Consider the following 25,186-nt stretch of genomic DNA (forward strand, 5'->3'; position numbering starts at 1 on the left):
CCACTGACTGGCTCCCTCACTCCCCAAGGATCCCCATGCCCACCCTGCCCTCCGAGGGCCTCATCCGCCCCGCCGCGCCCAAGCCCGGTGACCGAGTCGCCGTCATCGCCGCCAGTGGACCGACCGACCAGGAGAACCTGGAGACCGGCCTGGAGTCGCTGCGCGGACTCGGCCTCCAGCCCGAGGTCTTCGCCTCCGCGCGGGCGAGGGGCGAATACCTCGCCGGAGACGACGCGCTGCGCGCCCGCGACCTGACCGCCGCCCTCACCGACCCGGCGTTCACGGCCGTCTTCTGCGCGAACGGCGGCTACGGTGCCCAGCGCACCCTGGAACTGGTCGACTGGGACGCCATCGGCACGCCCACCCCGCGCACCCTCATCGGATTCTCCGACGTCACGGCGCTGCTGGAGGCGGTGGCGGTGAAGCTGGGCTGGACGGGCCTGTTCGGACCGATGCCCGCCATCCGCGGCTTCCGCCCCGGCCGCGCCGACTTCGACGGGCTCGCCGCGCTGCTCACCGACCCGGCGTCCGTCGAGGAACTGCGCTTCCCCGGCTCCCGCCCGTTGGTCGGCGGCACCGCGGAGGGTGTCACCCTGGGCGGTACGGTCACCCTGCTCGCCTGCTCCCTGGGCACCGACACCTCGCTGTCCGCGCGGGGCGGCATCGTCCTGCTGGAGGACGTGGACGAGGAGACCTTCCGGCTCGACCGGTTCCTCACCCAGCTGCGCCGCGCCGGATACTTCGACGGCGCGGCCGGCATCGTCTGCGGCACCTTCACCGACTGCGGCACACGCGAGCGCGTCGAGGAACTCCTGCACGACCGTCTCGGCGACCTCGGCATCCCGGTCCTCGTCGGCGCGGACATCGGCCACGGCGTGCCCCAGCAGACGTTCCCCATCGGCACCCGGGCCCGGCTCGACGCCGACGCGGGCGTCCTCACGTTCCTGGATCCCGTACTCGCCTGAGCAGGCGGGAAGGACCACTCGTCCCCACTCGGCGGGGCCTCCCGGCCCCGCCGAGGTGCCGGGCACGGCTCCGGAATCGGCACTGAACGCGGGTTCGTCGAGCGCACATTCGCCCTGCACCGGTTCCACCGCAAGCGGATCCGCCGGGAGTTCCACGACGACAGCGCCGAAGCCGTCCTCACCCTCGGATGCGTACTGACACGACCGGTGGCAGCGGTTCACATGCCGCGTGCCAGGCGGAGGGGAGGGCGGCCACGCCCGTACGAGCGGCGATCACACCGCCCGCGATGGCGCAGGTGGTGTCGATGTCACCGCGCCCGGCGACCGTGAACCAGAGTCCCTCGTGCAGGTCGTCGAGGTGTCCCGCCGCGCACCACAGCGCGTACGGGACGGTGTCGGGCCCGGACATCCGGTAGCCGGAGCCCAGGACCTCCGCGGCGTGCCGAACAGAGGTGTGCTGCGGCATCCGGGCCGCGATCCGCACCCCCGACCGGACATCGCTGTCGGGGAGTCGTTCGGCGACCGCCCGGAGGAGGTCCGGGCGTGCCGGGGCCGGCCCGCCCCGGCTGCGTGTCGCCAGAGCCGCGGCGAGGGCGACCGCCACCGCCGCGACGATCGCCTCCGGGTGGTGGTGCGAGACCGCGCTCTGACAGGCGGCCTGCTCGGCGACGACGTCGAGGTCGACGGCGTGCCAGGCGCCGAGCGGAGCGGCACGCATGGCCGCGCCGTTGCCCCAGGAGCCCTGACCGCCGAACTGTCCGGCGACCACCTCCCTCCAGGGCTCGCCCGCGCCGATCCGACGGAGCACGTCGTGCATCGAGGCGCCGTAGCCACGGTGCGTGTCCTCGGCGTAGGCCGCCGCGAGACTCAGAGCGAGGCGGTCCTGGTCCACGGTGCCGCCGCCCTCGGCGAGTTCACGGACGAGAACAAGCGCCTGGGCCGTGTCATCACTCCACCGCCACAGGGGCTCCGGGGGCAACGTCCGCGCCTCCAAGGCTGCCGAACCCTCCTGGCGCAGGATGCTGAACCAGCGATCGCCGAAGGCGTCACCGAAAGCAAGCCCCTGCAACGAGTCCAGTGCGGCCGTGGGAATGTTGATCATCGGAGCAGTATCACAGCGCGCGGGCGCACCGGCCCACCTATTTCGGCGCGGACATGCCTCTGATCCGGCCGTGGCGCTGAGCGATCGCGGTTGCCGGCGCTCTCAGCGGTGGGTCGAGTGTGACTCGGGCCGCCGTGCCGCCCGCTCAGTCGTCAGGGTGTGATGAGGACCTTCAGTGCCTCGCGTTCGTTCATGGACCGGTAGCCGTCGGCGATGTCCTCCAGGCCGAGGGTGCGGTCGAAGACGCGGCCGGGGCGGATGGAGCCGTCGAGGATGTGCGGCATGAGCTCCTCGATGTAGGCGCGGGCCGGAGCGACTCCGCCGGTGAGGGTGATGTTGCGCAGGAAGTCACCGAACCCGAAGGGGACTTCGGGGTACTGGGGTGCGCCGACCCGGCTGATCGTGCCGCCGTCGCGGACCACGCCGAAGCTCTGGGCGAGGGCGTCCTTCAGCCCCACGCATTCGAGGACCTTGCGGGTGCCCTCGCCGCGAGTCAGGTCACGTACCCGGGCGACGCCCTCCTCGCCGCGTTCGGCGACCACGTCGGTGGCGCCGAACGCGCGGCCCAGGTCGGTGCGTACGCGGTGGCGGCCCATGAGGACGATGCGTTCGGCGCCGAGCAGCTTCGCGCTGATGACGGCGGCCAGGCCCACGGCGCCGTCGCCGACCACGGTGACGCTGTCGCCGCGCGTGACGCCGGCGGTGCGGGCGGCGTGGTAGCCGGTGCACAGGACGTCGGACAGGGTCAGCAGGTCCGGAAGCAGATCGGAGTCCTCGCCGACCGGCAGTCTCACCAGGGTGCCGTCGGCCTGCGGGACACGGGCGGCCTGGCCCTGCCCGCCGTCGACCCCGCGCACGCCCCACTGGCCGCCGTGCACGCAGGATGTGTGCAGACCCTCGCGGCAGTAGGCGCAGGTGTTGTCGCTGTAGACGAACGGGGCCACCACCACATCGCCGGGCCTCAGGCCGGTGACGGCGGAACCGGTCTCCTCGACGACGCCGAGGAACTCGTGGCCCATGTGGCGGGGGCTGTCGGTGGGCGGCAGCGACTTGTAGGGCCACAGGTCGCTGCCGCAGACGCACGACAGCACGATCCGCACGACCGCGTCGGTGGGGTTCTGGATCTTCGGGTCGGCGACGTCCTCGACACGGACGTCGTCGGCCCCGTACAGCAGGGTGGCTCGCATCGGCGCGGCTCCTCGGATGGGGTGGGCAGGGTTCGTTCCCGCGGCAGCGGACGGTGTCGTTGGTTCTTGGCGGCGGCCCGCGCGTGTGTCATGAAGGTCGGTCGCGCCGCGGTGGGGTCTCAGGCTTCGGGGATGGCGCGGCCGAAATCGGCGAGGGTGACCGCGTCGGGCTCGGGGCCGCCGCGCCGGCCGGTCTCCAGTGCGTCGAGGGCGTTGAGTTCATCGGCGGAGAGGTCGAAGTCGAAGACGTCGAGATTCTCGGCGATCCGCTCGCGCTTGGTGGACTTGGGGATGACGGAGCGGCCCTGCTGCAGTCCCCAGCGCAGCAGCACCTGTGCCGGGCTCTTGCCGTGTGCCTTGGCGATGGCGGTGACGGCCGGGTCCTCGAGGACGCTGGTGCGGTGCTCGCCGTAGCCGGGATAGAAGGTGATGCCTCCGATCGGCGACCACGCCTGGTTGAGGATGTGGTGCCGGTCGTCGAAGTCGAGGACGGCGCGCTGCTGGAAGTAGGGATGGATCTCCAACTGGTTGACCGCGGGGACGACGGACGTCGCCTCCAGCAGCGCCGTCAGGTGGTCGGTCATGAAGTTGCTGACGCCGATGGCCCGGACCTTTCCGTCGGCCAGGAGCTGTTCCAGAGCCCGGTAGGCCGCGAGGGTCCGGTCGAAGTCCGAGGGCAGCGCCTGGTGCAGGATCAGCAGGTCGATCCGGTCGACGCCCAGCTTGGTGGCGCTCTTGTCGAAGGCGTGCAGGGTCTGGTCGTAGCCGTAGTCGCTGATCCAGATCTTCGTCTCGATGAAGAGGTCGTCGCGGGGTACTCCGGAGTCGCGGACGGCCTGGCCGACCTCGCGCTCGTTGCCGTAGGCGGCGGCGGTGTCGATGTGCCGGTAGCCCAGCTCGAGGGCGGCGGTGACCGCGGCCCGGGTCTCCGGGGGCGGGGTCTGGAAGACACCCAGCCCGAGGGCGGGCATGTCGACACCGTTGTTGAGGGTGAGGGTCTGCATCACAGCTCCTTTCGTCGCGGCCGGCCCGTGCGGGCACGCTCTGCGCCCCGCCCCGGTGCCGCACGGTGTTCCTTCGGATCGATCGCGGACCGGGTGGCCCTTTCTGCCTTCTCCATGCAACGTCTTCCCGCGCGCAAGTGGGAGTCACTGCTCTTCCGGGTACTGGCAGTACCTCGCAGCCGTCCGGGAGCCGACCTACGGTGAAGGAACCGAGGGAACCCCGTCCCTTTCGTCGCGCACCGATCCGAAGGAGCAGCCCGTGCCCCGCACACCCCTTCCGTCCCGGGCGGCAGGCGTGCCGTGCGGGCTCTGTCCCGGTGGCGGCCTCTGTCCCGGCGACGGGCTCTGTCCCGGCGACGGGCTATGTCCCGGTGGCGGGCTATGTCCCGGTGGCGGGCTCGCAGCACCGGCGGGGCCGTGACCATGGACGCTTCCCAGAAGAAGAACCTGGCCGCGGAGGTCCGCGAGTTCCTGAGTACCCGGCGGGCGCGGATCACCCCGCAGCAGGCCGGGCTGCCGGTCTACGGCGGACAGCGTCGCGTCCCGGGGCTGCGCCGCGAGGAAGTCGCCCTGCTCGCGGGCATGAGCGTCGACTACTACGTCCGCCTCGAACGCGGCAACCTCGGCGGAGCCTCCGACGCGGTACTGGAGGCCCTGGCCCACGCGCTGCAACTCGACGAGGCCGAGCGCACCCACCTCTACGACCTGGCTCGTGCCTCCGGTGTCTCGGGGCGCCGGCCCACCGCGACCATGACCCAGGTCCGGCCGACGATCGTGCGGCTTCTGGACTCGATGACGGACGTGCCCGCCTACGTGCGCAACCGCCGCTTCGACGTCCTGGCCGCCAACGCGCTGGGGCGGGCCCTGTACGCGCCGGTCTTCGACTCGCCGCTGTTCGCCCAGCGCGGGCCGGTCAACACCGCCCGTTTCCTGTTCCTGGACCCCGCCGCGCAGAACTTCTGGGTCGACTGGGACAAGGGGGCCGACGACTCGGTGGCCTTCCTGCGCACGGAGGCGGGCCGCGCACTCCACGACAAGGCGCTGACCGACCTGATCGGCGAGCTCACGACCAAGAGCGAGGAGTTCGCGCGCCGGTGGGCCCGCCACGACGTGAAGTTCCACCGCTCCGGCCTCAAGCGCCTGCGCCATCCCCTGATCGGCGAGCTCGCGCTGCCCTACGAGGCGATGGAGCTGCCCGCAGATCCCGGTCTGCGGCTCAACTTCTACACGCCCGAACCGGACTCGCCCGAGCGGCAGGCCCTGGGCCTGCTCGCCAGCTGGGCCGGCGCCGGCACGGTCGTCCCCTCACGCAACGACTGAAACCCACCGAGGAGAACACCTTCATGCACTACCGACCGCTCGGACGCACCGGTGTCCAGGTCAGCCCGCTCTGCCTGGGCGCGATGATGTTCGGCCCCTGGGGCAACGAGGACGAGGCCGACTCGGTACGGATCATCCACCGTGCCCTCGACGCCGGCATCAACTTCGTCGACACCGCGGACGTGTACTCCGGCGGGGTCTCGGAGGAGATCGTCGGCAAGGCGCTCAAGGACCGGCGCGAGGACGTGGTCCTGGCGACCAAGTTCTTCATGCCGATGAGCCAGGACGACCCCAATGCCCGGGGAGGCTCGCGACGCTGGATCATCCGCGAGGTCGAGAACTCCCTGCGCCGCCTGGGCACCGACTACATCGACCTCTACCAGGTGCACCGCCCCAGCCCCGACACCGATGTCGCCGAGACTCTCGGCGCCCTCTCCGACCTCGTGCACCAGGGGAAGATCCGCTACATCGGCTCCTCTTCCTACTCGGGCTCCCAGATCGTCGAGGCCCAGGGGGTCTCACGCGAGCGCCGTCTGGAGCGGTTCGTGACCGAGCAGCCGCCGTACTCGATCCTGGTCCGCGGCATCGAGGAGGACGTCCTGCCCACCGTCCGCCGCCACGGCATGGGCACCCTGACCTACAGCCCGCTCGCCGGCGGGTGGCTCTCGGGCCGCTACCGCAGGGACGCCGCCTCCGGCCCGGCCTCCGCCGCACGCCCGCAGGCCCGCTTCGACATGAGCAGCGCGGCCAACCAGCGCAAGCTCGACGCCGTCGAACAGCTCGCGCTCCTCGCCGAGAAGGCGGGCCTGTCGCTGATCGAGCTGGCCGTCGCCTTCGTGATCAACCATCCCGGCGTCACGTCGGCGATCATCGGGCCGCGCACCATGGAACAGCTCGAAGCGTTCCTCCCGGCCGCCGACATCACGCTCGCGGCCGACGTCCTCGACCGCGTCGACGAGATCGTCGCGCCCGGCGTCACGGTCAACCCCGCCGACAACAGCTACGGCGACCACGAACTGCGGGCCGACCAGCGGCGCCGCTGACACGACGGGACCGTCGCCCGCCCGGCGCCCGGACCGTGTCCTCGTACGTGCAGGTGCGGGGACTCGCCGGGTGCCACCTCAGCGCAGGGCGACCTCACCGGCGCCGACGGCCCGCAGGGCGCGCTCGACGGTCTCCTGGTTCTCGCCGACCGGGGCCACGTAGCCCATGACGTCGCGCGCGGCGTCCTCCCCGAGCGTGCGGGTGATCACCCAGGTGGCCAGATACTGGGAGGCCAGGCAGCCGCCCGCGGTGGCGATGTTGCCCTCGGCGTGGAACGGCGTGTCCAGCACCGTGATGCCGTCGGCTTCGACGAAGGGCCGGCTCTTGACGTCGGTGCAGGCGGGCATGCCGTCCAGCAGCCCCAGCCGGGCGAGCACCAGCGCGCCGGAGCACTGCGCGCCGATCAACTGTCGCGAGGGGGCGAGCGGCAGTCTGGCGAGCAACCGGTCGTCGGCGACCACGTCTCGTGCCTTCACTCCGCTGCCGATCAGCACCACGTCGGCTTCTGTCACGAACTCCATCGGGCGCTGCCCGGTCACCTCGACGCCGTTCATGGACGTGACCACCGGCGTCGGTGTCGTGATGAAGGCTTCCAGGCCGTCCTTCCGGCACCGGTTGATCAGGGCGGAGGCGATGAAGCTGTCGAGCTCGTTGAATCCGTCAAAGGTGACCACGGCTACCCGCATGGCATCTCCTCAAAGGCAGGGCGCGTACGGCACGGGAGGCGCAGCCTCTCAGACGCTCCGCGCCCCGGTCGCGGGCCAATGGGCGATCAGTGGCTCGTCCGTCGGTGCTGCCGTTGTCGGTGGCCAGGGGATTTTCCCCACTCAGCGCTCAGCGCTCAGCGCTCAGCGCTCAGCGCTCAGCGGGGAAGTCTCCTACGGCCTTGCCGAGGTCGCGTTCGAGGTCGCCCCGGGTCTGGAGGCCCCGCTCGGCGAGGTGGTCCAGGCGCTCACGGCTTTCGGGCCGGGCGATCAGGCTCTGGAAGGTCGCGGCGTCGGAGCGGATGTGCGCGGGGGACGCCAGCGTGAGGTCGTTGACGGCACGCTTGGCCGCCCGTACCCCTTCGGGCGGGAAGCCGGCGACGCGTTTCGCCAGGCGCTCGACGAAGCCGTCCAGCTCGGCGTCGGGCAGCGCGCGGTTGATCCAGCCGTAGCGCTCGGCGGTGTCGGCGTCGAAGTCGTCGGCGCCGACGATGGCCTCGATGGCGCGGGTCCGGCCGAGCCGTCGGGCAAGGTGCTGAACGCCACCCGCGCCGGGCAGGGCGCCGGTGCCGGACTCGAACTGTCCGAAGACCGCCTTCTCGCGCGAGGCGAAGATCATGTCGCACGCGAGGGCGAGTTCGTTGCCGCCGCCGCGGGCGCGCCCGCGGACCTTGGCGATGGTGATCACCGGCACCCTCGCCAGCTTGTGCAGGAACATGCCGAGCGAGGCATCACCAGGGCCGCCCGCCTTCGCGGCCTCCGCGGTGTACTGCGGTACCGCCGCGAGGTCCACGTGCGCGGAGAAGTAGTCCGGCGAAGCGCTGTCGATGACGACGACGCGCACGTCACCCGGGTCGGTGTACAGCATGTCGACCAGGGAGACCAGGTCACGGACCAGGTCGACACCGAGGAGGTTCAGGGTGCCGGCGTCGAGGGTGGCGAACAGGACGCCGTCCTCCAGCCGGGTCCGGATGGCCGGACGGTCGACGCTCATGATGGCTCCCGGAGGTGAGGTGGACGCTGGGACCGAGCCTCAGTCCCAGCATGCGCCTCTCCCCACCGCGGGCACGTGGGGACACACCTGAGCGCGTTCATGGGTACGCCGACACGGGCACCTGGTGACAGTCCCGCCGGGACCTCGGCCGCGTCTTCCTCGGTCACTTCGGCCCAGCGGGCCTACCTCCGTCGAATGAGCGGGACGTATCGTCGAGTGAGGCGAAGAGACGAAAACTCATCATCTGTTTCATCGGGGGACGTCGGCATCCCGGGCGGAACGAGGGACGGGGGCATCATGCAGGGCCTGTCGAAGGCATCCGGAACCGGTGGCGCGGCTCGAACGCCGTCGCCCGAGCCTGTCCCGTTCGCACCGGGATCCGTCCTGTGGGACCTCGCGGGTGACGTACGGATGCTGTTCTCCCTGCCCGCCGCCCTGGTGCTCCAGGTCGCGCACCCGGCCGTCGGTGCCGGCGTCGACGACCACTCGGTCTTCCGCACCGACCCCTGGGGCCGCGCGCAACGCTCGCTGCGGTCGCTCCAACTGTGGGTCTACGGAGGCGAGCAGGCACTGGAGGAGGGACGCCGGCTGCGGCGCCTGCACCGGACGATCTCGGGTACGGACGGTCACGGCCGCGCCTATCACGCCCTGACCCCGGCCTACTACGCCTGGGTCCACGCCACCGCCTACCCCGTCTTCATACGGGCGGCGGACTGTCTCTCCCGCCCCTTGGACGAGGACGAACAGCGCCGCCTCTACGACGAACTCCTCCAGCTCGGTGACATTCTCGGCATCCACCGCCGCGACATGCCGCCCACACCGGAGGCGTACTGGCGGTACTTCGATGCGATGGTCCACGACGAGTTGGAGGCGACGGCCGTCGTCCGGGAACTCCTCGACCCGCACCGCCCCGTCGCACTCCCGGACGGATCGCCCGCCCTGCTCCGGCGCCTCTGGCCCCTGCTGCGCCCGCCGCTGGCGCGATTGAACGTGTTCGTCACGACCGGCCTGCTGCCGCCCGCGGCACGGGAGCGGCTCGGACTCACATGGAGTGCCCGGGACGAACGCAGGCTGCGCCGCTTCGGGGCGGTCGTTCGCAGGACGGTCCCGCTGCTCCCTGAGCGGCTGCGTTACCTCCCCCTCGCCTACGCCGCGCGCCGCTCGGCCGCCGGACTCCCTTCCCCCGCTGTGCAGTTGGCCCCGAGGTGAGCCGCCGTCCGTGAGGGGCTCAAGCCACGTCCCGTTCACGGGTGTTGCCTGCTGGTCCGATTCCGTTCACATGCGTGATGCGTCTGTTGCTGGGGATGTACGGGAGGAGACACACAGGCCCCGGTCGCACAGTGAGGTGCTGCAGAGATGGATCGCACATTGGACGCCCGTTCACGGAGAATCGTCCCGCTCGTCGCCCTGACCGCCGCGGCCTTATTGCTCGCCGCGGGGTGTTCCAGCAGCTCGGGCGGCAAGAAGGCCGAGGAGAGCGGGGACGGCGGCGCCGCGGGCAAGGCGGACACACCGCGGATGACCGTCGCCCTGGTCACCCACCAGGCGCCCGGCGACACGTTCTGGGACATCGTCCGCAAGGGCGCCGAGGCCGCGGCCGCCAAGGACAACATCCGGCTCGTCTACGCCCACGACCCGAACGCGGGCAACCAGGCCAACCTGGTGCAGAACGCGATCGACCAGAAGGTCGACGGCATCGCCATCACCCTGGCCAAGCCCGACGCCATGAAGAACGCGGTGGGCAAGGCTACTTCGGCCGGCATACCCGTCGTGGGTCTCAACTCGGGCCTCAGCGACTGGAAGAAGCTCGGCCTGATGGAGTTCTTCGGCCAGGACGAGACCGTCGCGGGCGAGGCACTCGGCAAGAAGCTGAACGCGGAAGGGGCCAAGAAGGCCGTCTGCGTCATCCAGGAACAGGGCAACATCGGCCTCACCCAGCGGTGCGACGGCGTCAAGAAGACGTTCGGCGGCACCACCGTGAACCTGTACGTCAACGGCACCGACATGCCGTCCGTGAAGTCCACGATCACCGCCAAGCTCAAGCAGGACCCCGCGATCGACTACGTCGTCGCGCTGGGTGCCCCGTACGCCCTGACCTCGGTGCAGTCGGTGAGTGACGCCGGCAGCAAGGCGAAGATCGCCACCTTCGACCTCAACAAGGAACTCACCGGCGCCATCAGCAAGGGCACCATCGAGTTCGCCGTCGACCAGCAGCCCTACCTTCAGGGCTACTTGGCGATCGACTCGCTGTGGCTCTACAAGAACAACGGCAACTACAGCGGTGGTGGCGAGCAGCCGGTGCTCACCGGTCCGGCGTTCGTGGACAAGAGCAACGTCGACACCGTCGCCGAGTTCGCCACGAAGGGCACTCGGTGATGAGCGCGGCCGGGCCGACGGCGACCGCGCCGCCGGCCTCCGGCCCCGGGACGACCGGCGGGCGGACGGCGCGGCGCCCCCTGGCGCTGCGGCTGCTCGCCCGCCCCGAGGTCGGTGTGTTCCTCGGCGCCGCCGCCGTGTTCGTCTTCTTCCTGATCGCGGCGCCGTCCGTGCGCTCCGGCGGCTCGATGGCGACGGTGCTCTACCAGTCGTCGACGATCGGTCTCATGGCCCTGCCCGTCGCCCTGCTGATGATCGGCGGCGAGTTCGACCTGTCCGCCGGTGTCGCGGTGATCACCTCGGCGCTGACGGCGAGCATGCTCAGCTACCAACTCACCGTGAACGTGTGGGCGGGTGTCGTGGCGGCGCTCGTCCTCTCGCTCGCGATCGGCGCGTTCAACGGCTGGATGATGGTCCGCACCGGACTGCCGAGCTTTCTGGTGACCCTCGGGACCTTTTTGATCCTGCAGGGCGTGAACCTCGCGGTCACCAAGCTGGTCACCGACAACGTCGCCACCGACGACATCAGCGACATGGACGGTTTCGGCCAGGCGAGAAGGGTCTTCGCCTCGTCGTTCGACGTCGGCGGTGTCCAGGTGAAGATCACGGTCGTGTGGTGGCTCGTCTTCGCGGCGCTCGCCACCTGGGTGCTGCTGCGCACCAAGTACGGCAACTGGGTCTTCGCCGTCGGCGGCGACCAGGACAGCGCCCGCGCGGTCGGCGTGCCGGTGACCTTCACCAAGATCACGCTGTTCATGGCGGTCGGCTTCGGCGCCTGGTTCGTCGGCATGCACCAACTGTTCTCGTTCAACACGGTGCAGTCGGGCGAGGGCGTCGGCCAGGAACTCATCTACATCGCCGCGGCGGTGATCGGCGGCTGTCTGCTCACCGGCGGCTACGGCTCCGCGATCGGCCCCGTCTTCGGCGCCTTCATGTTCGGCATGGTGAACCAGGGCATCGTCTACGCCGGCTGGAACCCCGACTGGTTCAAGGCCTTCCTCGGCGTGATGCTGCTCGGCGCCACGCTCGTCAATCTGTGGGTCCGCCGCACGGCGACCCGGAGGTGAACCGACCCATGGCAGACAAAGGATCCGGAACCGTGGGCGCCGTACGCCGGGACACCCCTCCCGGTGACGGTGACGCCGCGATCGTCGAGCTGCGCGGCGCGGGCAAGTCGTACGGCAACATCCGCGCCCTGCACGACGTCTCCCTCGCCGTCCATCCCGGCCGGGTGACCTGCGTCCTCGGCGACAACGGCGCCGGCAAGTCCACCCTCATCAAAATCATCTCGGGGCTCCATCAGCACAGCGAGGGCGAGCTCCTCGTGGACGGTGCGCCGGTGCGCTTCAGCACCCCGCGCGAGGCCCTCGCCCGCGGCATCGCCACCGTCTACCAGGACCTCGCGACGGTGCCGTTGATGCCGGTGTGGCGGAACTTCTTCCTCGGCTCCGAGATGACCAAGGGCCCCTGGCCCGTACGCCGGCTCGACATCGCCCGTATGAAGCGGACCGCCGACGAGGAACTGCGCAACATGGGCATCGTCCTCGACGACCTCGACCGGCCGATCGGAACGCTCTCCGGCGGGCAGCGCCAGTCCGTGGCCATCGCCCGCGCCGTGTACTTCGGCGCCCGCGTCCTCATCCTGGACGAGCCGACCGCCGCGCTCGGCGTCAAACAGTCCGGTGTCGTCCTCAAGTACATGGCCGCGGCCCGCGATCGCGGCCTCGGTGTCATCTTCATCACCCACAACCCGCACCACGCGTACATGGTCGGCGACCACTTCAGCGTGCTGCGGCTCGGCACGCTCGAACTCAGCGCCGACCGCGGTGAGGTCGGCCTGGAGGAGCTCACCGACCACATGGCGGGCGGCGTCGAACTGGCCGCTCTCAAGCACGAGTTGGCGCAGGTGCGCGGGGTCGACGTACAGCGGCTCCCGGAGGCGGACGGTCTTGGGTCACCCGCACCGGACTCCCCCGGCGATTCCCCCTGACGCTCCGCGTCAGTCGGGCGCCCGACACAACCGACGCACCCGGAGTGGCGGACGGCGTGACAGACGGGCCCGGCGACCGGTCTCCTCCCCGACGGCCGCCGGGGAGGAGACCGGCGGCCGGGGGAGGTGACGTCCCCCGGACCGGAGCGGGCGGACGGCCCGGCGGGCGGCGCCGAACCTCCCCGGGGGGCGTCGCCGCAGGACAGCGCCCCGCATGGCCCGGATCACACCCCCGGAGGGGCGACGGTCACGGTGATGGAGGAACGGTTACGCTGAGATCATGCCGTCCACACGTCGTACCGCGCGCCAGACCGACCTGCTCCAGCGGCTGGTCGCGTTGCTGGTGGCGGAGGGCTTCGCGGCGTTCACGCTCGACGAGCTGACCGAGCGACTGCACTGCTCGAAGACGACGCTGTACCAACTGGCGGGAAGCAAGCAGGAGTTGGTCCGGGAAGCGGTGAAGCACTACTTCCGGGAGGCCGCCCAGGCCGTCGAGAAGAGGGTGGCCGACACCTCCGCGCCCTCCGAGCGCGTGGTGGTCTACCTGGACACGGTCGCCGAGCGGCTGAGGCCGCTGTCCCGGCAGTTCCTCGACGACATGGCCCAGTTCGAACCCGCCCGCGAGGTGTACGAGGCCAACACGCGCCTCGCGGCGGGAAGGATCCGGCAGTTGATCGCCGACGGCGTGGCCGCCGGGGCGTTCCGTGACGTCCACGCCGCGTTCGTGGGCGAGGTCGTCGCCGCGACCATGCAGGAGATCCAGCGCGGCGAGGTGGCCGCACGCACCGGTCTGAGCGACGCCGAGGCCTACGCCGAGCTCGCCTCGCTCATCGTGCACGCCGTCTCCCCCTGACGCGGTCCACCCCAGCGCCGACTCCCTCTGACGCGGTCCACCCCAGCGCCGACTCCCTCTGACGCGGTCCGCCCCAGCGCCGCCCACCCCTGGTATCGGCCACCCCAGACGTGGCCCCCGGGCACCGGACACCCCTGACGTCGGCCACCCCGACCGCCCCGCCGAGCCCCGTCGAGCGCCGCCGCGAGAGCCCCTCCCCCACGCCACCCACGCCCCGAGACGAATCCGTCGACGGCCCGCATGGCCTGGTGGTACCAAAAACGATACTGTTGTATCGCCTGGCGTATCAATATCGTCCGGCGAACCGCCACCACCGAGGACATGCCATGCCCGCGACCCGCACTCTCCCCACGTCGGAAGCCGTCGACCTGATCGCTCTGACCCGCGAGCTCGCCGAGAAGGAGCTCGCCCCGCGCGTCGCCGAGGCGGAGGCCGAGGGACGCTTCCCCCGCGAGGTCTTCCGTACGCTCGGACGGGCCGGGCTGCTCAGCCTGCCCTACCCCGAGGCGTTCGGCGGCGGCGAGCAGCCCTACGAGGTGTACCTCCAGGCCGTGGAGGAGATCGCCTCCGTGTGGGCGAGCGTCGCGGTGGGCGTCTCGGTGCACGCGCTGTCCTGCTTCGCCCTCGCCGAGTTCGGCACCGAGGACCAGAAGAAGGAGTGGCTCCCGGACATGCTCGGCGGCGAGCTGCTCGGCGCCTACTGCCTGTCCGAGGCCCACGCCGGTTCCGACCCCTCCGCCATGCGCACCCGGGCGGTCCGGGACGGCGACGACTACGTACTGAACGGCGCCAAGGCCTGGACCACGCACGGTGGGCACGCGGACTTCTACACGGTCATGGCCCGCACGTCCGACGAGGGCTCGCACGCCATCTCCTGCTTCCTCGTCCCGGCCGACACACCCGGTGTGGTGGCCGATCCGCCGGAGCAGAAGATGGGCCTGACCGGGTCCGCCACCGCCACCGTGCGCCTGGAGAACGTGCGCGTCCCCGCGAGCCGCCGGATCGGCGAGGAGGGCGCGGGGCTCAGGATCGCGTTCGCCGGACTGAACTGCGGACGGCTCGGTATCGCGTCCGTCGCCACGGGCCTGGCCCAGGGGGCGCTGGACCACGCGCTGCGCTACTCGCGGGAGCGGGAGACGTTCGGCCGGCCCATCATCGAGCACCAGGGACTGGCCTTCGTCCTCGCCGACATGGCCGCGGCGGTGCAGGTCTCGCGGGCCACCACGCTCGCCGCCGCCCGGCTCAAGGATGAGGGGCTGCCGTTCCAGTCCGAGGCGTCGATCGCCAAGCTGATCTCCACCGACAACGCCATGAAGGTCACCACCGACGCGGTCCAGGTGCTGGGCGGCGCGGGCTACACCCGCGACTTCCCGGTCGAGCGCTACATGCGCGAGGCCAAGGTCATGCAGATCTTCGAGGGCACCAACCAGATCCAGCGCCTGATCATCGGCCGCGGCCTGAAGGAGAGCGACCGCGGCAGCCTCCGGGTGAGCCACGCCGGGAAGTAGCCAGAGCGGCACGGACCCGCCAGGTGGAACCGGTGAGCATCCTTCCCACCCGCCCCACAGGGCAAGCCGGTTCACGACGAGCTTGTACGCCCCCCCGCACTGAGCTGAACCGAATGCAGGTCGATTCGCGTGGCGAGTTTTCCGGCCGTCCACATCTCCCGGGCGTGCCGCAGGCAGTCGTCCTCGGATTTCACGTCGTCCGCCAGTTGGAGGCCGATCCTGTTGTTGATCTCGTCCGCAGGATTCCACCGACTTCCGCAAGGTCGGTCGCCACCATGGTCACGGAACCCGTGACGGTGGTTCCCATCCACCTGACCGCGGTGACCGCCAGCACCGTGCCGCCGACGACCAACTCCAGGGGGCGGGGAAGATGAGCGCGATCGCCGCCACGGCGGAGGACATCAGGCGCGGCTCATTTCGAGGAAAGATCGCGATCGAGCGGTCACGCGGTATTGCTAATGAACGGGTGTGGCGAGTATCGCGCGCCGAAAATGCCAGGTTGGGGCGTGGGGGAGAACGTTTTCCCTCACGCCCCTGATGGCCTTGATGGCCCTGCGTTCCGAGTGGTCTAGTTCTGGTAGATCCTGTCGGCACCGGGGCCGCCGGAGAGCGTGTCCGTGCCCGTGCCACCGTGCAGCAGGTCGTTGCCGCTGTTGCCGTAGATCTTGTCGTTGCCGCTGTCGCCGTACAGCTTGTCGTTGCCCCTGCCGCCGTGGATGAGGTCGGCGCCGGAGCCGCCGTGGATGACGTCGTTGCCGTCGTCCCCGTACATGCCGAAGCCCTGCCCCGAGGCGGTACCCGTGATCGTGTCGTTGCCGGGACCGCCGTGGCACTCGGCGTTGCAGTTGGTGATCGTGTCGTTGCCCGCGCCGCCGAAGGGGCCTACGGCCCAGACGCCTCCGCCGCCGTCGAGGCGGTCGTTGCCGTCGTCCCCGTAGAACACGGCGGCGGGGCTGCCCTTGAGGACGTCGTTGCCCTTGCCGCCGTGGATCGAGGTGTACGCGGAGCCGGTGACCGCCGCGGTGTCGTTGCCGTCACCGAGGTCGACGTCGTAGTCGTCCGAGTCGTCGGAGCCGAGAGGGATGGCCACCGTGCACTGGGCGACCTTGTGGTTGGCCGCAGACGGATAGCTGCACGCGTTTGTGGAGATGGTGATGTCGAACTTGTCGCTGAAGGTGAGGAGGTAGTCCTCACCGAACTGGGAGGGGTCGACGTCGACGACCTTCGCGGTGACCGTCAGATTGTTGGCCTGTCCGGCGCCGGCCTTGTACCAGAGCTCTCCGTCGGCGTGGACGAGTGAAGCCGAACTCGCCGGGGCCGCCTGGGCGGTGGACGCCGCGAACACGCCTCCGCCGAGGGAGAGAGCGAGAGAGGCGGTGGCGGCAATGGTTCGTAACGTGCGCATGCAGAAATAACCCTTCACGAAAGCAGTGATGATCAGGCCCGACGAAGAAAGGCGCCGGTGAATTAGTCGCCGCTGCCGCCGTCATAACGGCCGCCGGCGAACGAGTCGCGATCCCGCACTTACATGCGGGGTGGTGGTTTCCGATCACACGTTCAGACACCGCATCCCGGGCAGAGGTTGCACAGGAACGTCACTCAGTTCTCGCAGACAACCTCGATTTACCTTTGGTTAATCCTTAGGGCGCCGGAATGTGTTCTTTCCTAGCTCCCCCTCCAGTGACGGGCTTGAGTACTGATCTGGGCACGGGCGGGGCGTTCCGCTTCAACGGTGGCGGTGACAGGAGTCTCGACGGGATGGCTGTTGCGACAGTGGGGCAGCGGCGGGATGCCGGGACCGCTTCGGAGCCCCGCCGAGCAGCTCTCACATGCGAGGAGTCGATCACCGCCCGGTACCCGGTCCAGCTCGCCCCCGACCCGGACGTGGGGGCCGGAGAGCGGTTCGAGTACGTGGGCACATCCCCGAGCGTCCGCCCGCGTGACCTTCGCTGCCGCAAGGTCAATACTGCAAGGGACAGCACTCCCGCCGACCCCCATCCCACTGCCCCACTCATCTGACAGGCCGTCACGGAAATCAGCATCGGGTCTGCGTCGGTACCGCCGGAGCCCGATGGCGAGCGTCGTGAAGCGCCAAGATCAAGGACTGTCCGCACTAGGTTTGACCAGGGAAAACGCAGGTCAGGAACCCGTCTGTTCAGCTCACCAGGAGGTACCCATGAAGATGCTCATCAACGTGGCGGAGACGGTGGTGGCGGACGCGCTGCGGGGCATGGCGGCGGCCCATCCGGAGCTGACGGTGGACGTCGACAACCGCGTGATCGTCCGCAGGGACGCCCCGGTCGCGGGACGGGTCGGCCTCGTCTCCGGCGGCGGGTCCGGGCACGAGCCGTTGCACGGCGGATTCGTGGGCCCCGGGATGCTGTCGGCGGCATGCCCGGGTGAGGTCTTCACGTCTCCGGTGCCCGACCAGATGGTGCGGGCCGCCGCGGCCGTGGACAGCGGCGCGGGCGTGCTGTTCATCGTGAAGAACTACACCGGCGACGTCCTCAACTTCGACATGGCGGCGGAGCTGGCCCAGGACGAGGGCATCCAGATCGCCAAGATCCTCGTCAACGACGACGTGGCCGTCACCGACAGTCTGTACACGGCGGGCCGGCGCGGAACGGGCGCGACGCTGTTCGTCGAGAAGATCGCGGGAGCCGCCGCCGAAGAGGGCGCGCCCCTGGAGGTGGTCGAGTCACTGGCCCGGAAGGTCAACGACAACTCCCGCAGCTTCGGCGTCGCACTGAGCGCCTGCACGACCCCGGCCAAGGGCAGCCCGACCTTCGACCTGCCGGCCGGAGAGCTCGAACTCGGTGTCGGCATCCACGGCGAACCGGGCCGGGAGCGGCGCGCCATGATGACGGCGCGCGAGATCGCCGACTTCTCCGTGCACGCCGTTCTGGACGACCTCGCGCCACGCAATCCGGTGCTGCTCCTCGTCAACGGCATGGGCGCCACCCCCCTGCTGGAGCTGTACGGCTTCAACGCGGAGGTCCAGCGGGTGCTGGCCGAGCGGGGCATCCCGGTGGCGCGCACCCTCGTCGGCAACTACGTCACCTCCCTCGACATGGCGGGCGCCTCGGTGACTCTGTGCGAGGTGGACGAGGACCTGCTGCGCCTGTGGGACGCGCCGGTGAAGACGCCGGGGCTGCGCTGGGGCGTGTGAACGACGTCGAGGTGACCCGAACGGCACATGCCGCGAGGGTCCTTGAACGGCGGCCAGGGCAAGTTCCGTACCACGCAAGGAGATTCCGTGCTCGACGCCGATTTCTTCCGCCGTTGGATGACGGCGACCGCAGCCTCGGTGGACCGCGAGGCGGAACGGCTCACCGACCTGGACTCGCCCATCGGTGACGCCGACCACGGCAGCAATCTGAAGCGCGGATTCGCCGCCGTGACCGCCACCCTGGAGAAGGAGGCCCCGGACACCCCCGGTGCCGTACTCACGCTCGCCGGGAGGCAGTTGATCTCGACGGTCGGCGGCGCGTCCGGGCCGCTGTACGGCACGTTGCTGCGCCGGACCGGCAAGGCGCTCGGCGAGGCCGCCGAGGTCACCGACGAACAGTTCGCGGACGCGCTGCGCATGGGCGTCGACGCGGTGATGGCGCTGGGCGGAGCCGCTCCCGGCGACAAGACCATGATCGACGCCCTGGTTCCCGCGGTCGACGCGCTCACCGAGTCGTTCGGCGCGGCCAGGTCCGCCGCCGAGGAGGGCGCCGTGGCGACGACGCCCCTGCAGGCCCGCAAGGGCCGGGCGAGCTATCTGGGCGAGCGCAGCATCGGGCACCAGGACCCCGGCGCCACCTCCTCGGCCCTGCTGATCGCCGCACTCGTGGAGGCGGCCGGTGAGTGACACCGAGGAACGACGCGTAGGAATAGTGCTGGTCTCGCACAGCGCTGCCGTCGCCGCGTCCGTGGCCGAACTGGCCGTGGGTCTGGCCGGTGGCGGCGTGGTCGCTCCGGTCGCGCCGGCGGGCGGCACCCTGGACGGAGGGCTCGGCACCAGTGCGGACGTCATCGCCGCCGCCGCGGCCTCCGTGGACCGCGGCGCCGGGGTCGCCGTGCTCACCGACCTGGGCAGTGCCGTGCTCACCGTCAAGGCGTTGCTCGCCGAGGGCGACGAACTGCCGGAGGGGACACGGCTGGTGGACGCTCCCTTCGTCGAGGGGGCGGTGGCCGCGGTCGTCACGGCCTCGGCGGGCGCCGACCTCGCGGCCGTGGAGGCCGCGGCGGCGGAGGCGTACACCTACCGGAAGGTTTGAGAGCCGGAAGCTACCGGAAGCCGGCTGCTCGGTGGAGGGGGGCCGACGCCGTGACGCCTGGGACCGGGAAGCGTGGCAGCCCGTATCAGGTGATTCCGTTCGCCGTGAAGATCAGGGCCGAGCGGATGATCGCCGCCAGTTCGGAGCGGGCCTTCGCGGGGTCGGGATCCGGTTTGTCGGTGCGCCACGCGTAGTGTTCGACGGCCGCGCGCAGCGCCGCGTTGAGCATGGCGGCCTGGATCTGCGAGCGCAGGTCGACGGCGTCGAGACCGGCGCGGTCGGCGAGCGCGCGGGCGAAGACGGGCTCGGCCTCGTCGTGGGCCTGGAGCCAGACGGCACGCAGTCCCGGTTCGGTCCGGGTGAGCCTCAGCAGCGTACGGACCCTGGGCGGTTCGGGCCTGAGCATCGAGCCCTCGCCGCTCGTGGACGCGCGTTCCAGGGCGTCCTCCAGGGGTGCGCCCGCGGGCCAGGCCCGCAGCGCCGCGGCGATCGCGTCGATCCCGGCCGCGAACAGCGGGCTCACGCAGCTCTCCTTGCCGGGGAAGTAGCGCCACAGGGTCCGCGTGGACAGGCCCACGGCCTGGGCGATCTGGTCGCCGGTGGTGGCGGCGACGCCCTGGTCCACGAACAGTTCCACCGCGGCGCGGGCGATCTCCAGCCGGATCTCGGCCTTGCGTTCGTCGGTGAGCGGCGGCCGCCCGGTACGGCCGTGGCCTCGGCCGGGGTGTTCGCCGATCGCGCCGTCCGGCACTGGTGACTCCTCGGTTCTCGCTTCCGTCCTCGGAAGCCGCCGCCTGGGACTGCGGCTGCGGTGAGTCTAGCGATCTCCGATCCCGTCCAGGACGATCTCCCCAAGACTTTCTGTCATTCAGCGACAATAAGTCGTACTGTGGCGGCGCGGGACGTCACCCGCACCGGCAAGCAACCTCTGGGAGAACGTCATGAGCACCACGGGACCGGACGGCCGCAGCGTCGTCGTCACCGGCGCCGGCTCGGGCATCGGCCGTGCCACCGCCCTCGCCTTCGCGGCCCGGGGCGCGCGGGTGGTCGTGGCCGATCTCAACGCCGAGGGCGCGGCGGCGGTCGTCGCGGAGATAGAGGCGGCCGGCGGAAGCGCCGTGGCGGTGACGGGCGACCTCAGCGAGCAGGAGGTCGTCGACCGAGTCACCGCGACCGCGGTGGAGCGGTTCGGCGGGGTGGACGTGCTGGTGAACAACGCCGGGATCATGGACCGCATGTCGGCCCTGGGCGAGGTCGGCGACGCGGAGTGGGAGCGGGTCATCCGCGTCAACCTCACAGCCCCGTTCCTGCTCACCCGGGCCGTGCTGCCGCACATGCTCGCCGCCGGCAAGGGGGTCGTGGTGAACACCGCCTCGGAGGCGGGCCTGCGCGGCAGTGCCGCCGGGGCCGCGTACACCGCCTCGAAGCACGGCGTCGTGGGGCTCACGAAGTCGCTCGCCGTGATGTACCGGGACAAGGGCATCCGCGCGAACGCCATCGCACCGGGCGGCACCAGCACCGGCATCACCGTGGACATCGAGCCGGACGCGCACGGTCCGGCCGTCCTCGGCGCCTACATGGGCAACGTCGGCCGGCTCGCCGAGGCCGAGGAGCAGGCCGCGGCGATCGTGTTCCTCGCCTCGGACGCGGCGAGCAACATCAACGGCGTGATCCTGCCCGTCGACAACGGCTGGGCGGCCGTCTGACGGCGAAGCGGCCCTCAGCCGTCGCCCAGGAGCGCCCGGGCCAGCCTCTCCCCCGCCTCCACCGCCGCGGCGTGGTCCTCGATGGGTGACACCCGGGCGTTCTTGAACACGAGATAGGTGACCCCGGAAGGCGTGCCGCCGCCGTGGGGATCGGGACGGATCCCGAGCCCCGCGGCCGTCGCGTACGAGGCCTCGCCGATGATGCTCTGCGGGCCGGTGTCACCGACGACGGCGTACTGGACGCGGTCCCGGTAGATGACGGCCGCGACCGAGCCGGGCCCGATGCCGTGGTCCCGGAAGTTCCAGATGTCGCTCTGCGCCGGTACGACGATGTAGGGCAGGGTCTCGGCACTCAGATATCGGCCGTCGGACTGCGTGAAGGCCGTGGACTCGGAGAAGAGCGGGTCGGTGCGGCTATTGCACAGCGGGCCCGCCCTGCCGTCGCAGTCGATGTCCATGTCGGCCGTCCAGAAGACCGCGCCCGGGATGCCGCAGACCGGAATGTCGGCACGGGTGCCGTCGTCGCTGCGGTATCGCCCGTGCGAGACGGGGACGCAGCCGCCGAGTTTCGCCAGCAGGTCGGCGGCCTCGACGGAGCCCTCCCGCGCGGGTGCAGCGGGGCTTCCGGGGCGGCCCGTGCCGGAGGTCGTGGACAGCACCACGGGGGCCGAGGCGAGCAGGGCGGCTGCGGCGGCCGCGGCCAGCGTCAGCGACTGGACACGCACGATGGGAGACCCTCTCCTGGGGGACATGGACGCTCATTTGGCCAAATCTGGTGGGCCTTCGACAGCGCGTCCACCGGGAGGGGGCCGGACGGTGCACGGCCGCGTCCGCGGACTCCGCACGGCCGAGGGCCCGAGCCGAACCCGGCTCCGGCCGCCCGGCCGCACGCTCCGGCGCGGGATCAGCGACGACAGCGTTCCGCGCCGTGGGCAGGAACTCCCCTGAAACCGGGGCGAGTTCACACCGCGTCGAGGATCAGCATACGTACCCCCGCGGCGGTTCGGTCGAGGGCGTCCGCCCTCTTGATGTGGCCGCGTCACCCGTGTCTTATAGGTACAGACCAATCCCGTCGAGGGAGGGCAGACCCGTGCGACGCGTTCCCCCCACCGTCCCGCGCGCCCTGGTGTGCGGGGCGCTCCTCGCGCTCACCTCCTGCGGCTGGGGTGCCCCCGCGTCCGGCCAGGGCGAACGGGTGCCCGCCGCGGCGACGGGCGTGACCGCCGCCGCGGGCAGTTCGACCAGCGTCCACGTCATGTGGAACCTGACCACCGAGGACCCGCGGATCACCCGCTACGAGGTGTATCGCGGCACCACGAAGGTCAAGGAGGTATCGGGTTCGGAGCACATGGTGGACATCACGCGGCTCCAGCCGTCCACCTCGTACGTCTTCAGGGTCCGGGCCCGGAACGCGGACGGAGTCCCGGGGCCGCTCAGCCGGCCCGTGCGGGCCACCACCCCCGAGGCGGCCGCGGCCGACCGCATCGCGCCCACCCGCCCCGGCAGCCCGGAGGGGAGAGCCGTCGGCGGCCGGGCGGTCCAGCTCTCCTGGACGGCGTCGTCCGACGCGCGGGGCGTGACCTCGTACGACATCTACCAGGGCACGTCGAAGATCCACAGTGTCGGGGGCGCACAGACGGCCGCCGTCGTCACCGGGCTGCGGCCGGGCACGGACTACGTGTTCACCGTGCGGGCCCGCGACGCCGCGGACAACGTCTCGGGGCCGAGCGGCTCCGTCGGGCTCACCACCGCGCCGGGGCCGGCGGACGACCGGAGCACGGCACCGGCCGGCTTCCGGGCGACGACGCACGGGCGCGACGGGGCGTACTACATCGACCTGGCGTGGACCGCGCCCGAGGTCGACGGGGTGATCACGGAGTACCGGATCCAGCTCGACGGCCGTGCCGTGACCTCGCTCGTCTGGGGCGGCAGCCCGCCCAGCGGCACCTGCACCCACAGCTTCTACATCGGCCGGGACGCGGACGTCACACACCGGGTACGGCTCCGGGCGAAGCTGCCCGACGGCACCTGGGGCGCGCTGTCCCCGGAGCGCTCCGTGACGACGGGCCGCTGACCGCCACCGCCCCGGCATCGGCGCCGCGCAGTGCGCCGGACGATGGAATCCGTCACCTGCCCGGTCCCCGTCCGCATGCGCGCCCCGGCCGGGGCGCATTGGCTCGCACTGAGGCGCACGGGCCTTTCCCATCCTCGGCGGCGCATGGGGTACCGCCAACCGTGCCGCTGGAGGGCAGTTCCTATGCGTACCACTCAGAGACTTCTCCGCTCCGGCCTGACCGTGGCCGCCACCGCTGCGCTTCCGCTCACCCTGGCCGCCCCGGCGGCCGTCGCATGGGGTTCCGGGATCTCCGTGAGCACCAGTGGCACCTCGGTCTCGGTCACCACCAGCGCCTGCCCGAGCAACGGGAGCAGCTTCGGCAACGCCTCGCTGCTCTCCAGCGGGCAGAGCAACTTCGCCCAGGGCCGCCAGATGCCGCTCACCGGGACGAGCGGCAACCAGTCGGCGGCCTGGACGGGCGTGAGCCCCGGGACCTTCACGGTCATCGTCGTCTGCCAGGACGGAACGACGGCGGGCACCCAGGCGATCGTCGTCGCCGCCAGCGCGGCGCCCGCGACACCCACGATCTCGACGACGGTCTCGCCGTCGCCGTCGGCGTCGCGTGGCGTCATGGGCGGGCTGGGCGGAGCCGTGAAGGACTACGGCACGGCCACGGTCGTCGGCGGCGGAGTCCTGGTCGTGGCCGGCACGTTGGCGGCGGGCTGGTTCCTGCGCCGCCGCTCCAAGCCGCACCGGCTCTGATCCGGGGTCCGTCGCGACGGGCGGCCGTTCCGCCGACTCCGGTCACGGACGGCCGCCTCGGACCGGGTCCGGCCGTGCCCCGCGGTGCTCAGTCGCTCGCGCGCATGCTCTCGAACTCGGCCAGGGCGTGGGTCAGCCACTGGGTCCAGAAGGTCTCCAGGTCGATGCCGGCGCGCAGGACGAGGTGGCGCAGCCGGTCCTCGGGCGTGCTCTTCCCCGGCGGGAAGTCCCGGTCCTGGATCTCCTCGTACTCGGCCAACTGGCTGCGGTGCAGGGCGAGATGCCGGCGCAGATCGGCTTCCACGCCCTCGATTCCCTCGGTGCCGACGACGGCCGCGGCCCGCAGGCGCAGCAGCATCGTGTCGCGCAGCGGCTTCGGGTCCTGCGAGGCAGCGGTCCAGCGGGCGAGTTCGGCGCGGCCGGCGGGCAGGACCTCGTAACTCTTCTTCTGGCCCCTGCTGTGCTGCTCGGGAGGCAGGGCCTTGATGTATCCCTCGGCCTCCAGTTTTCCCAGCTCGCGATAGATCTGCTGGTGCGTCGCCGACCAGAAGTAGCCGATCGACTTGTCGAACCGCCGGGTCAGTTCGAGGCCGGACGAGGGCTTCTCGAGCAGGGCGGTGAGGATCGCGTGCGGGAGTGACATGAGGTCATCCTAGGGAGCGCCGCGGGCACCGCCCGATGACCGGCCACGCTCCCCCGGACAGCGATGGAAGCTCGCCCCGGCGGAACTCGGTGAGTCCGCCGGGGCGAGCCGGGTCACGCGTCCCGGGGCGCCCGCCGGGTGGTGCGCGGGAGCCGTCCGGGGCGGCGGGTCAGCGGGTGAAGGTCACCCGCTGCTCCTTGAAGGCGCCGCAGTTGGAGCCGGACACCTGGGTGTACACGTTCTTGATCTGGCCGCCCCAGTCCACGCAGTGGCCCTTGCCGTACACGTACGTCGGTCCCGCGTACGACGTGTACCGGCCGTAGTCGTCGTCGCCCAGGCCGGTGTCGGAGACGTAGACCCACGCGGACATGTCCACGGCGGTGCCCGGGCTGTTGCGGATGGTCGTGACGCAGTTCTTGCCGTTCGAGGAGTTGTACGTGAGGTAGACGGTGCCCAGGGAGCCGATGGGCGCCGAGTTCACGGTCTTGTAGGCGCTGCCGCAGACCTTCTGCGGTGTGGTGTTGGCCGCGGCCGAGGCGGGCGCCGCCAGAGCGGCGGTGGCTCCCACCAGCACCGCCGCGAAGGTGCCGGCCATCAGGGCGGAACGGTTGAATCCCATTATTTCCCCCTTGTGGATCTTTGGAGGCGTTTGCTCCTACCTGATGTGACCCACGACACCCCGAAACGGTTGTACCTCTCCGCGAAAG

25 protein-coding genes are annotated in these 25,186 nt (G+C 71.0%); 15 read left to right on the forward strand and 10 right to left on the reverse strand.

Going from position 1 to position 25,186, the window contains the following annotated elements:
* Positions 1-35 precede the first annotated feature (35 nt).
* Positions 36-965, forward strand: coding sequence for an LD-carboxypeptidase (locus tag ACIQ7M_RS04785; protein WP_403639703.1), 930 nt, complete (start codon positions 36-38; stop codon positions 963-965).
* A gap of 178 nt (positions 966-1,143) precedes the next feature.
* Here the strand turns inward: ACIQ7M_RS04785 and ACIQ7M_RS04790 are convergent, their stop codons facing one another.
* From ACIQ7M_RS04790 to ACIQ7M_RS04800, 3 genes are all read right to left on the reverse strand, one after another.
* On the reverse strand, positions 1,144-2,067 hold the full coding sequence (locus ACIQ7M_RS04790) for an ADP-ribosylglycohydrolase family protein (protein ID WP_403639706.1): 924 nt from the start codon (positions 2,065-2,067) through the stop codon (positions 1,144-1,146).
* 152 nt (positions 2,068-2,219) lie between these two features.
* The gene (locus tag ACIQ7M_RS04795; RefSeq protein ID WP_403639709.1) at positions 2,220-3,254 is read right to left on the reverse strand and encodes a zinc-dependent alcohol dehydrogenase family protein; all 1,035 of its coding nucleotides are present in this window, start codon (positions 3,252-3,254) and stop codon (positions 2,220-2,222) included.
* A 119-nt stretch (positions 3,255-3,373) separates the two neighbouring features.
* Positions 3,374-4,258 (reverse strand): aldo/keto reductase, encoded by an 885-nt coding sequence (locus ACIQ7M_RS04800; protein ID WP_403639712.1) that lies wholly within the window; start codon positions 4,256-4,258, stop codon positions 3,374-3,376.
* 423 nt (positions 4,259-4,681) lie between these two features.
* Between ACIQ7M_RS04800 and ACIQ7M_RS04805 the strand changes: the two genes are divergently transcribed.
* Together ACIQ7M_RS04805 and ACIQ7M_RS04810 are read left to right on the forward strand one after the other, a co-directional pair.
* Positions 4,682-5,578, forward strand: coding sequence for a helix-turn-helix transcriptional regulator (locus ACIQ7M_RS04805; protein WP_403639715.1), 897 nt, complete (start codon positions 4,682-4,684; stop codon positions 5,576-5,578).
* 23 nt (positions 5,579-5,601) lie between these two features.
* Positions 5,602-6,621 (forward strand): aldo/keto reductase, encoded by a 1,020-nt coding sequence (locus ACIQ7M_RS04810; RefSeq protein ID WP_403639717.1) that lies wholly within the window; start codon positions 5,602-5,604, stop codon positions 6,619-6,621.
* Between the two features lie 78 nt (positions 6,622-6,699).
* Here ACIQ7M_RS04810 and ACIQ7M_RS04815 read toward each other — a convergent pair whose 3' ends face one another.
* Together ACIQ7M_RS04815 and ACIQ7M_RS04820 are read right to left on the reverse strand one after the other, a co-directional pair.
* The gene (locus ACIQ7M_RS04815) at positions 6,700-7,308 is read right to left on the reverse strand and encodes a DJ-1/PfpI family protein (protein ID WP_403639720.1); all 609 of its coding nucleotides are present in this window, start codon (positions 7,306-7,308) and stop codon (positions 6,700-6,702) included.
* A 169-nt stretch (positions 7,309-7,477) separates the two neighbouring features.
* On the reverse strand, positions 7,478-8,320 hold the full coding sequence (locus tag ACIQ7M_RS04820) for an enoyl-CoA hydratase/isomerase family protein (protein ID WP_403639723.1): 843 nt from the start codon (positions 8,318-8,320) through the stop codon (positions 7,478-7,480).
* 297 nt (positions 8,321-8,617) lie between these two features.
* Here ACIQ7M_RS04820 and ACIQ7M_RS04825 point away from each other — a divergent pair, with 297 nt between their 5' ends.
* From ACIQ7M_RS04825 to ACIQ7M_RS04850, 6 genes are all read left to right on the forward strand, one after another.
* On the forward strand, positions 8,618-9,529 hold the full coding sequence (locus ACIQ7M_RS04825) for an oxygenase MpaB family protein (protein WP_403639725.1): 912 nt from the start codon (positions 8,618-8,620) through the stop codon (positions 9,527-9,529).
* A 147-nt stretch (positions 9,530-9,676) separates the two neighbouring features.
* A complete protein-coding gene (locus ACIQ7M_RS04830; protein WP_403639728.1) occupies positions 9,677-10,696 on the forward strand; it encodes a sugar ABC transporter substrate-binding protein in 1,020 nt (339 codons plus the stop codon).
* Positions 10,696-11,763: an ABC transporter permease gene (locus ACIQ7M_RS04835; RefSeq protein WP_403639731.1), complete on the forward strand. Its 1,068-nt coding sequence runs from the start codon at positions 10,696-10,698 to the stop codon at positions 11,761-11,763. The genes ACIQ7M_RS04830 and ACIQ7M_RS04835 overlap by 1 nt, the downstream gene beginning before the upstream one ends.
* 8 nt (positions 11,764-11,771) lie before the next feature.
* Positions 11,772-12,686 (forward strand): ATP-binding cassette domain-containing protein, encoded by a 915-nt coding sequence (locus tag ACIQ7M_RS04840; RefSeq protein WP_403639734.1) that lies wholly within the window; start codon positions 11,772-11,774, stop codon positions 12,684-12,686.
* Between the two features lie 280 nt (positions 12,687-12,966).
* On the forward strand, positions 12,967-13,539 hold the full coding sequence (locus ACIQ7M_RS04845; protein ID WP_355766270.1) for a TetR/AcrR family transcriptional regulator: 573 nt from the start codon (positions 12,967-12,969) through the stop codon (positions 13,537-13,539).
* A 326-nt stretch (positions 13,540-13,865) separates the two neighbouring features.
* On the forward strand, positions 13,866-15,047 hold the full coding sequence (locus ACIQ7M_RS04850) for an acyl-CoA dehydrogenase family protein (RefSeq protein ID WP_403639737.1): 1,182 nt from the start codon (positions 13,866-13,868) through the stop codon (positions 15,045-15,047).
* Between the two features lie 568 nt (positions 15,048-15,615).
* Here ACIQ7M_RS04850 and ACIQ7M_RS04855 read toward each other — a convergent pair.
* Positions 15,616-16,452 (reverse strand): calcium-binding protein, encoded by an 837-nt coding sequence (locus ACIQ7M_RS04855; RefSeq protein WP_403639740.1) that lies wholly within the window; start codon positions 16,450-16,452, stop codon positions 15,616-15,618.
* Between the two features lie 771 nt (positions 16,453-17,223).
* Between ACIQ7M_RS04855 and dhaK the strand changes: the two genes are divergently transcribed.
* The 3 genes from dhaK (at position 17,224) to ACIQ7M_RS04870 (ending at position 19,312) form a co-directional block, all read left to right on the forward strand.
* Complete coding sequence (dhaK, locus tag ACIQ7M_RS04860; protein ID WP_403639743.1) at positions 17,224-18,216, forward strand: dihydroxyacetone kinase subunit DhaK; 993 nt, start codon at positions 17,224-17,226, stop codon at positions 18,214-18,216.
* Positions 18,217-18,303: 87 nt separating this feature from the next.
* On the forward strand, positions 18,304-18,903 hold the full coding sequence (dhaL, locus tag ACIQ7M_RS04865) for a dihydroxyacetone kinase subunit DhaL (protein WP_355766258.1): 600 nt from the start codon (positions 18,304-18,306) through the stop codon (positions 18,901-18,903).
* Entirely contained in the window at positions 18,896-19,312 is a 417-nt protein-coding gene (locus ACIQ7M_RS04870; RefSeq protein ID WP_403639746.1) for a PTS fructose transporter subunit IIA, read from the forward strand. The genes dhaL and ACIQ7M_RS04870 overlap by 8 nt, the downstream gene beginning before the upstream one ends.
* An 85-nt stretch (positions 19,313-19,397) precedes the next feature.
* Here ACIQ7M_RS04870 and ACIQ7M_RS04875 read toward each other — a convergent pair whose 3' ends face one another.
* Positions 19,398-20,063, reverse strand: coding sequence for a TetR/AcrR family transcriptional regulator (locus ACIQ7M_RS04875; protein ID WP_403639749.1), 666 nt, complete (start codon positions 20,061-20,063; stop codon positions 19,398-19,400).
* Positions 20,064-20,253: 190 nt separating this feature from the next.
* On the opposite strand from ACIQ7M_RS04875, the gene ACIQ7M_RS04880 reads away from it, so the two are divergent.
* Positions 20,254-21,018, forward strand: coding sequence for an SDR family NAD(P)-dependent oxidoreductase (locus ACIQ7M_RS04880; protein ID WP_403639752.1), 765 nt, complete (start codon positions 20,254-20,256; stop codon positions 21,016-21,018).
* Positions 21,019-21,032: 14 nt separating this feature from the next.
* Here ACIQ7M_RS04880 and ACIQ7M_RS04885 read toward each other — a convergent pair whose 3' ends face one another.
* Positions 21,033-21,743 carry a glycoside hydrolase family 75 protein gene (locus tag ACIQ7M_RS04885; protein ID WP_403639756.1) on the reverse strand — a complete coding sequence of 237 codons (711 nt, stop codon included), beginning with the start codon at positions 21,741-21,743 and terminating at the stop codon, positions 21,033-21,035.
* Positions 21,744-22,108: 365 nt separating this feature from the next.
* On the opposite strand from ACIQ7M_RS04885, the gene ACIQ7M_RS04890 reads away from it, so the two are divergent.
* Together ACIQ7M_RS04890 and ACIQ7M_RS04895 are read left to right on the forward strand one after the other, a co-directional pair.
* Positions 22,109-23,092 (forward strand): fibronectin type III domain-containing protein, encoded by a 984-nt coding sequence (locus tag ACIQ7M_RS04890; RefSeq protein ID WP_403639759.1) that lies wholly within the window; start codon positions 22,109-22,111, stop codon positions 23,090-23,092.
* A gap of 183 nt (positions 23,093-23,275) precedes the next feature.
* The gene (locus ACIQ7M_RS04895; protein ID WP_355775441.1) at positions 23,276-23,836 is read left to right on the forward strand and encodes a hypothetical protein; all 561 of its coding nucleotides are present in this window, start codon (positions 23,276-23,278) and stop codon (positions 23,834-23,836) included.
* A gap of 88 nt (positions 23,837-23,924) precedes the next feature.
* On the opposite strand, the gene ACIQ7M_RS04900 is transcribed toward ACIQ7M_RS04895, so the two are convergent.
* Together ACIQ7M_RS04900 and ACIQ7M_RS04905 are read right to left on the reverse strand one after the other, a co-directional pair.
* A complete protein-coding gene (locus ACIQ7M_RS04900) occupies positions 23,925-24,479 on the reverse strand; it encodes a PadR family transcriptional regulator (RefSeq protein WP_403639762.1) in 555 nt (184 codons plus the stop codon).
* A 169-nt stretch (positions 24,480-24,648) separates the two neighbouring features.
* Positions 24,649-25,098, reverse strand: coding sequence for a spore-associated protein (locus ACIQ7M_RS04905; protein ID WP_355775977.1), 450 nt, complete (start codon positions 25,096-25,098; stop codon positions 24,649-24,651).
* Positions 25,099-25,186 lie beyond the last annotated feature (88 nt).

The organism is Streptomyces sp. NPDC096324, assembly GCF_044763015.1.
GTDB lineage: Bacteria > Actinomycetota > Actinomycetes > Streptomycetales > Streptomycetaceae > Streptomyces.

Bases quoted from the DNA above. Each gene is read 5' to 3' on its own strand.
- ACIQ7M_RS04895 (WP_355775441.1), top strand. From the start codon at position 23,276: ATGCGTACCACTCAGAGACTTCTCCGCTCCGGCCTGACCGTGGCCGCC.
- ACIQ7M_RS04825 (WP_403639725.1), top strand. From the start codon at position 8,618: ATGCAGGGCCTGTCGAAGGCATCCGGAACCGGTGGCGCGGCTCGAACG.
- ACIQ7M_RS04785 (WP_403639703.1), top strand. From the start codon at position 36: ATGCCCACCCTGCCCTCCGAGGGCCTCATCCGCCCCGCCGCGCCCAAG.
- ACIQ7M_RS04800 (WP_403639712.1), bottom strand. From the start codon at position 4,258: ATGCAGACCCTCACCCTCAACAACGGTGTCGACATGCCCGCCCTCGGG.
- ACIQ7M_RS04855 (WP_403639740.1), bottom strand. From the start codon at position 16,452: ATGCGCACGTTACGAACCATTGCCGCCACCGCCTCTCTCGCTCTCTCC.
- ACIQ7M_RS04850 (WP_403639737.1), top strand. From the start codon at position 13,866: ATGCCCGCGACCCGCACTCTCCCCACGTCGGAAGCCGTCGACCTGATC.
- ACIQ7M_RS04840 (WP_403639734.1), top strand. From the start codon at position 11,772: ATGGCAGACAAAGGATCCGGAACCGTGGGCGCCGTACGCCGGGACACC.
- ACIQ7M_RS04905 (WP_355775977.1), bottom strand. From the start codon at position 25,098: ATGGGATTCAACCGTTCCGCCCTGATGGCCGGCACCTTCGCGGCGGTG.
- ACIQ7M_RS04830 (WP_403639728.1), top strand. From the start codon at position 9,677: ATGGATCGCACATTGGACGCCCGTTCACGGAGAATCGTCCCGCTCGTC.
- ACIQ7M_RS04880 (WP_403639752.1), top strand. From the start codon at position 20,254: ATGAGCACCACGGGACCGGACGGCCGCAGCGTCGTCGTCACCGGCGCC.
- ACIQ7M_RS04845 (WP_355766270.1), top strand. From the start codon at position 12,967: ATGCCGTCCACACGTCGTACCGCGCGCCAGACCGACCTGCTCCAGCGG.
- ACIQ7M_RS04790 (WP_403639706.1), bottom strand. From the start codon at position 2,067: ATGATCAACATTCCCACGGCCGCACTGGACTCGTTGCAGGGGCTTGCT.
- ACIQ7M_RS04820 (WP_403639723.1), bottom strand. From the start codon at position 8,320: ATGAGCGTCGACCGTCCGGCCATCCGGACCCGGCTGGAGGACGGCGTC.
- ACIQ7M_RS04815 (WP_403639720.1), bottom strand. From the start codon at position 7,308: ATGCGGGTAGCCGTGGTCACCTTTGACGGATTCAACGAGCTCGACAGC.
- ACIQ7M_RS04835 (WP_403639731.1), top strand. From the start codon at position 10,696: ATGAGCGCGGCCGGGCCGACGGCGACCGCGCCGCCGGCCTCCGGCCCC.
- ACIQ7M_RS04810 (WP_403639717.1), top strand. From the start codon at position 5,602: ATGCACTACCGACCGCTCGGACGCACCGGTGTCCAGGTCAGCCCGCTC.
- ACIQ7M_RS04900 (WP_403639762.1), bottom strand. From the start codon at position 24,479: ATGTCACTCCCGCACGCGATCCTCACCGCCCTGCTCGAGAAGCCCTCG.
- dhaK (WP_403639743.1), top strand. From the start codon at position 17,224: ATGAAGATGCTCATCAACGTGGCGGAGACGGTGGTGGCGGACGCGCTG.
- ACIQ7M_RS04795 (WP_403639709.1), bottom strand. From the start codon at position 3,254: ATGCGAGCCACCCTGCTGTACGGGGCCGACGACGTCCGTGTCGAGGAC.
- ACIQ7M_RS04805 (WP_403639715.1), top strand. From the start codon at position 4,682: ATGGACGCTTCCCAGAAGAAGAACCTGGCCGCGGAGGTCCGCGAGTTC.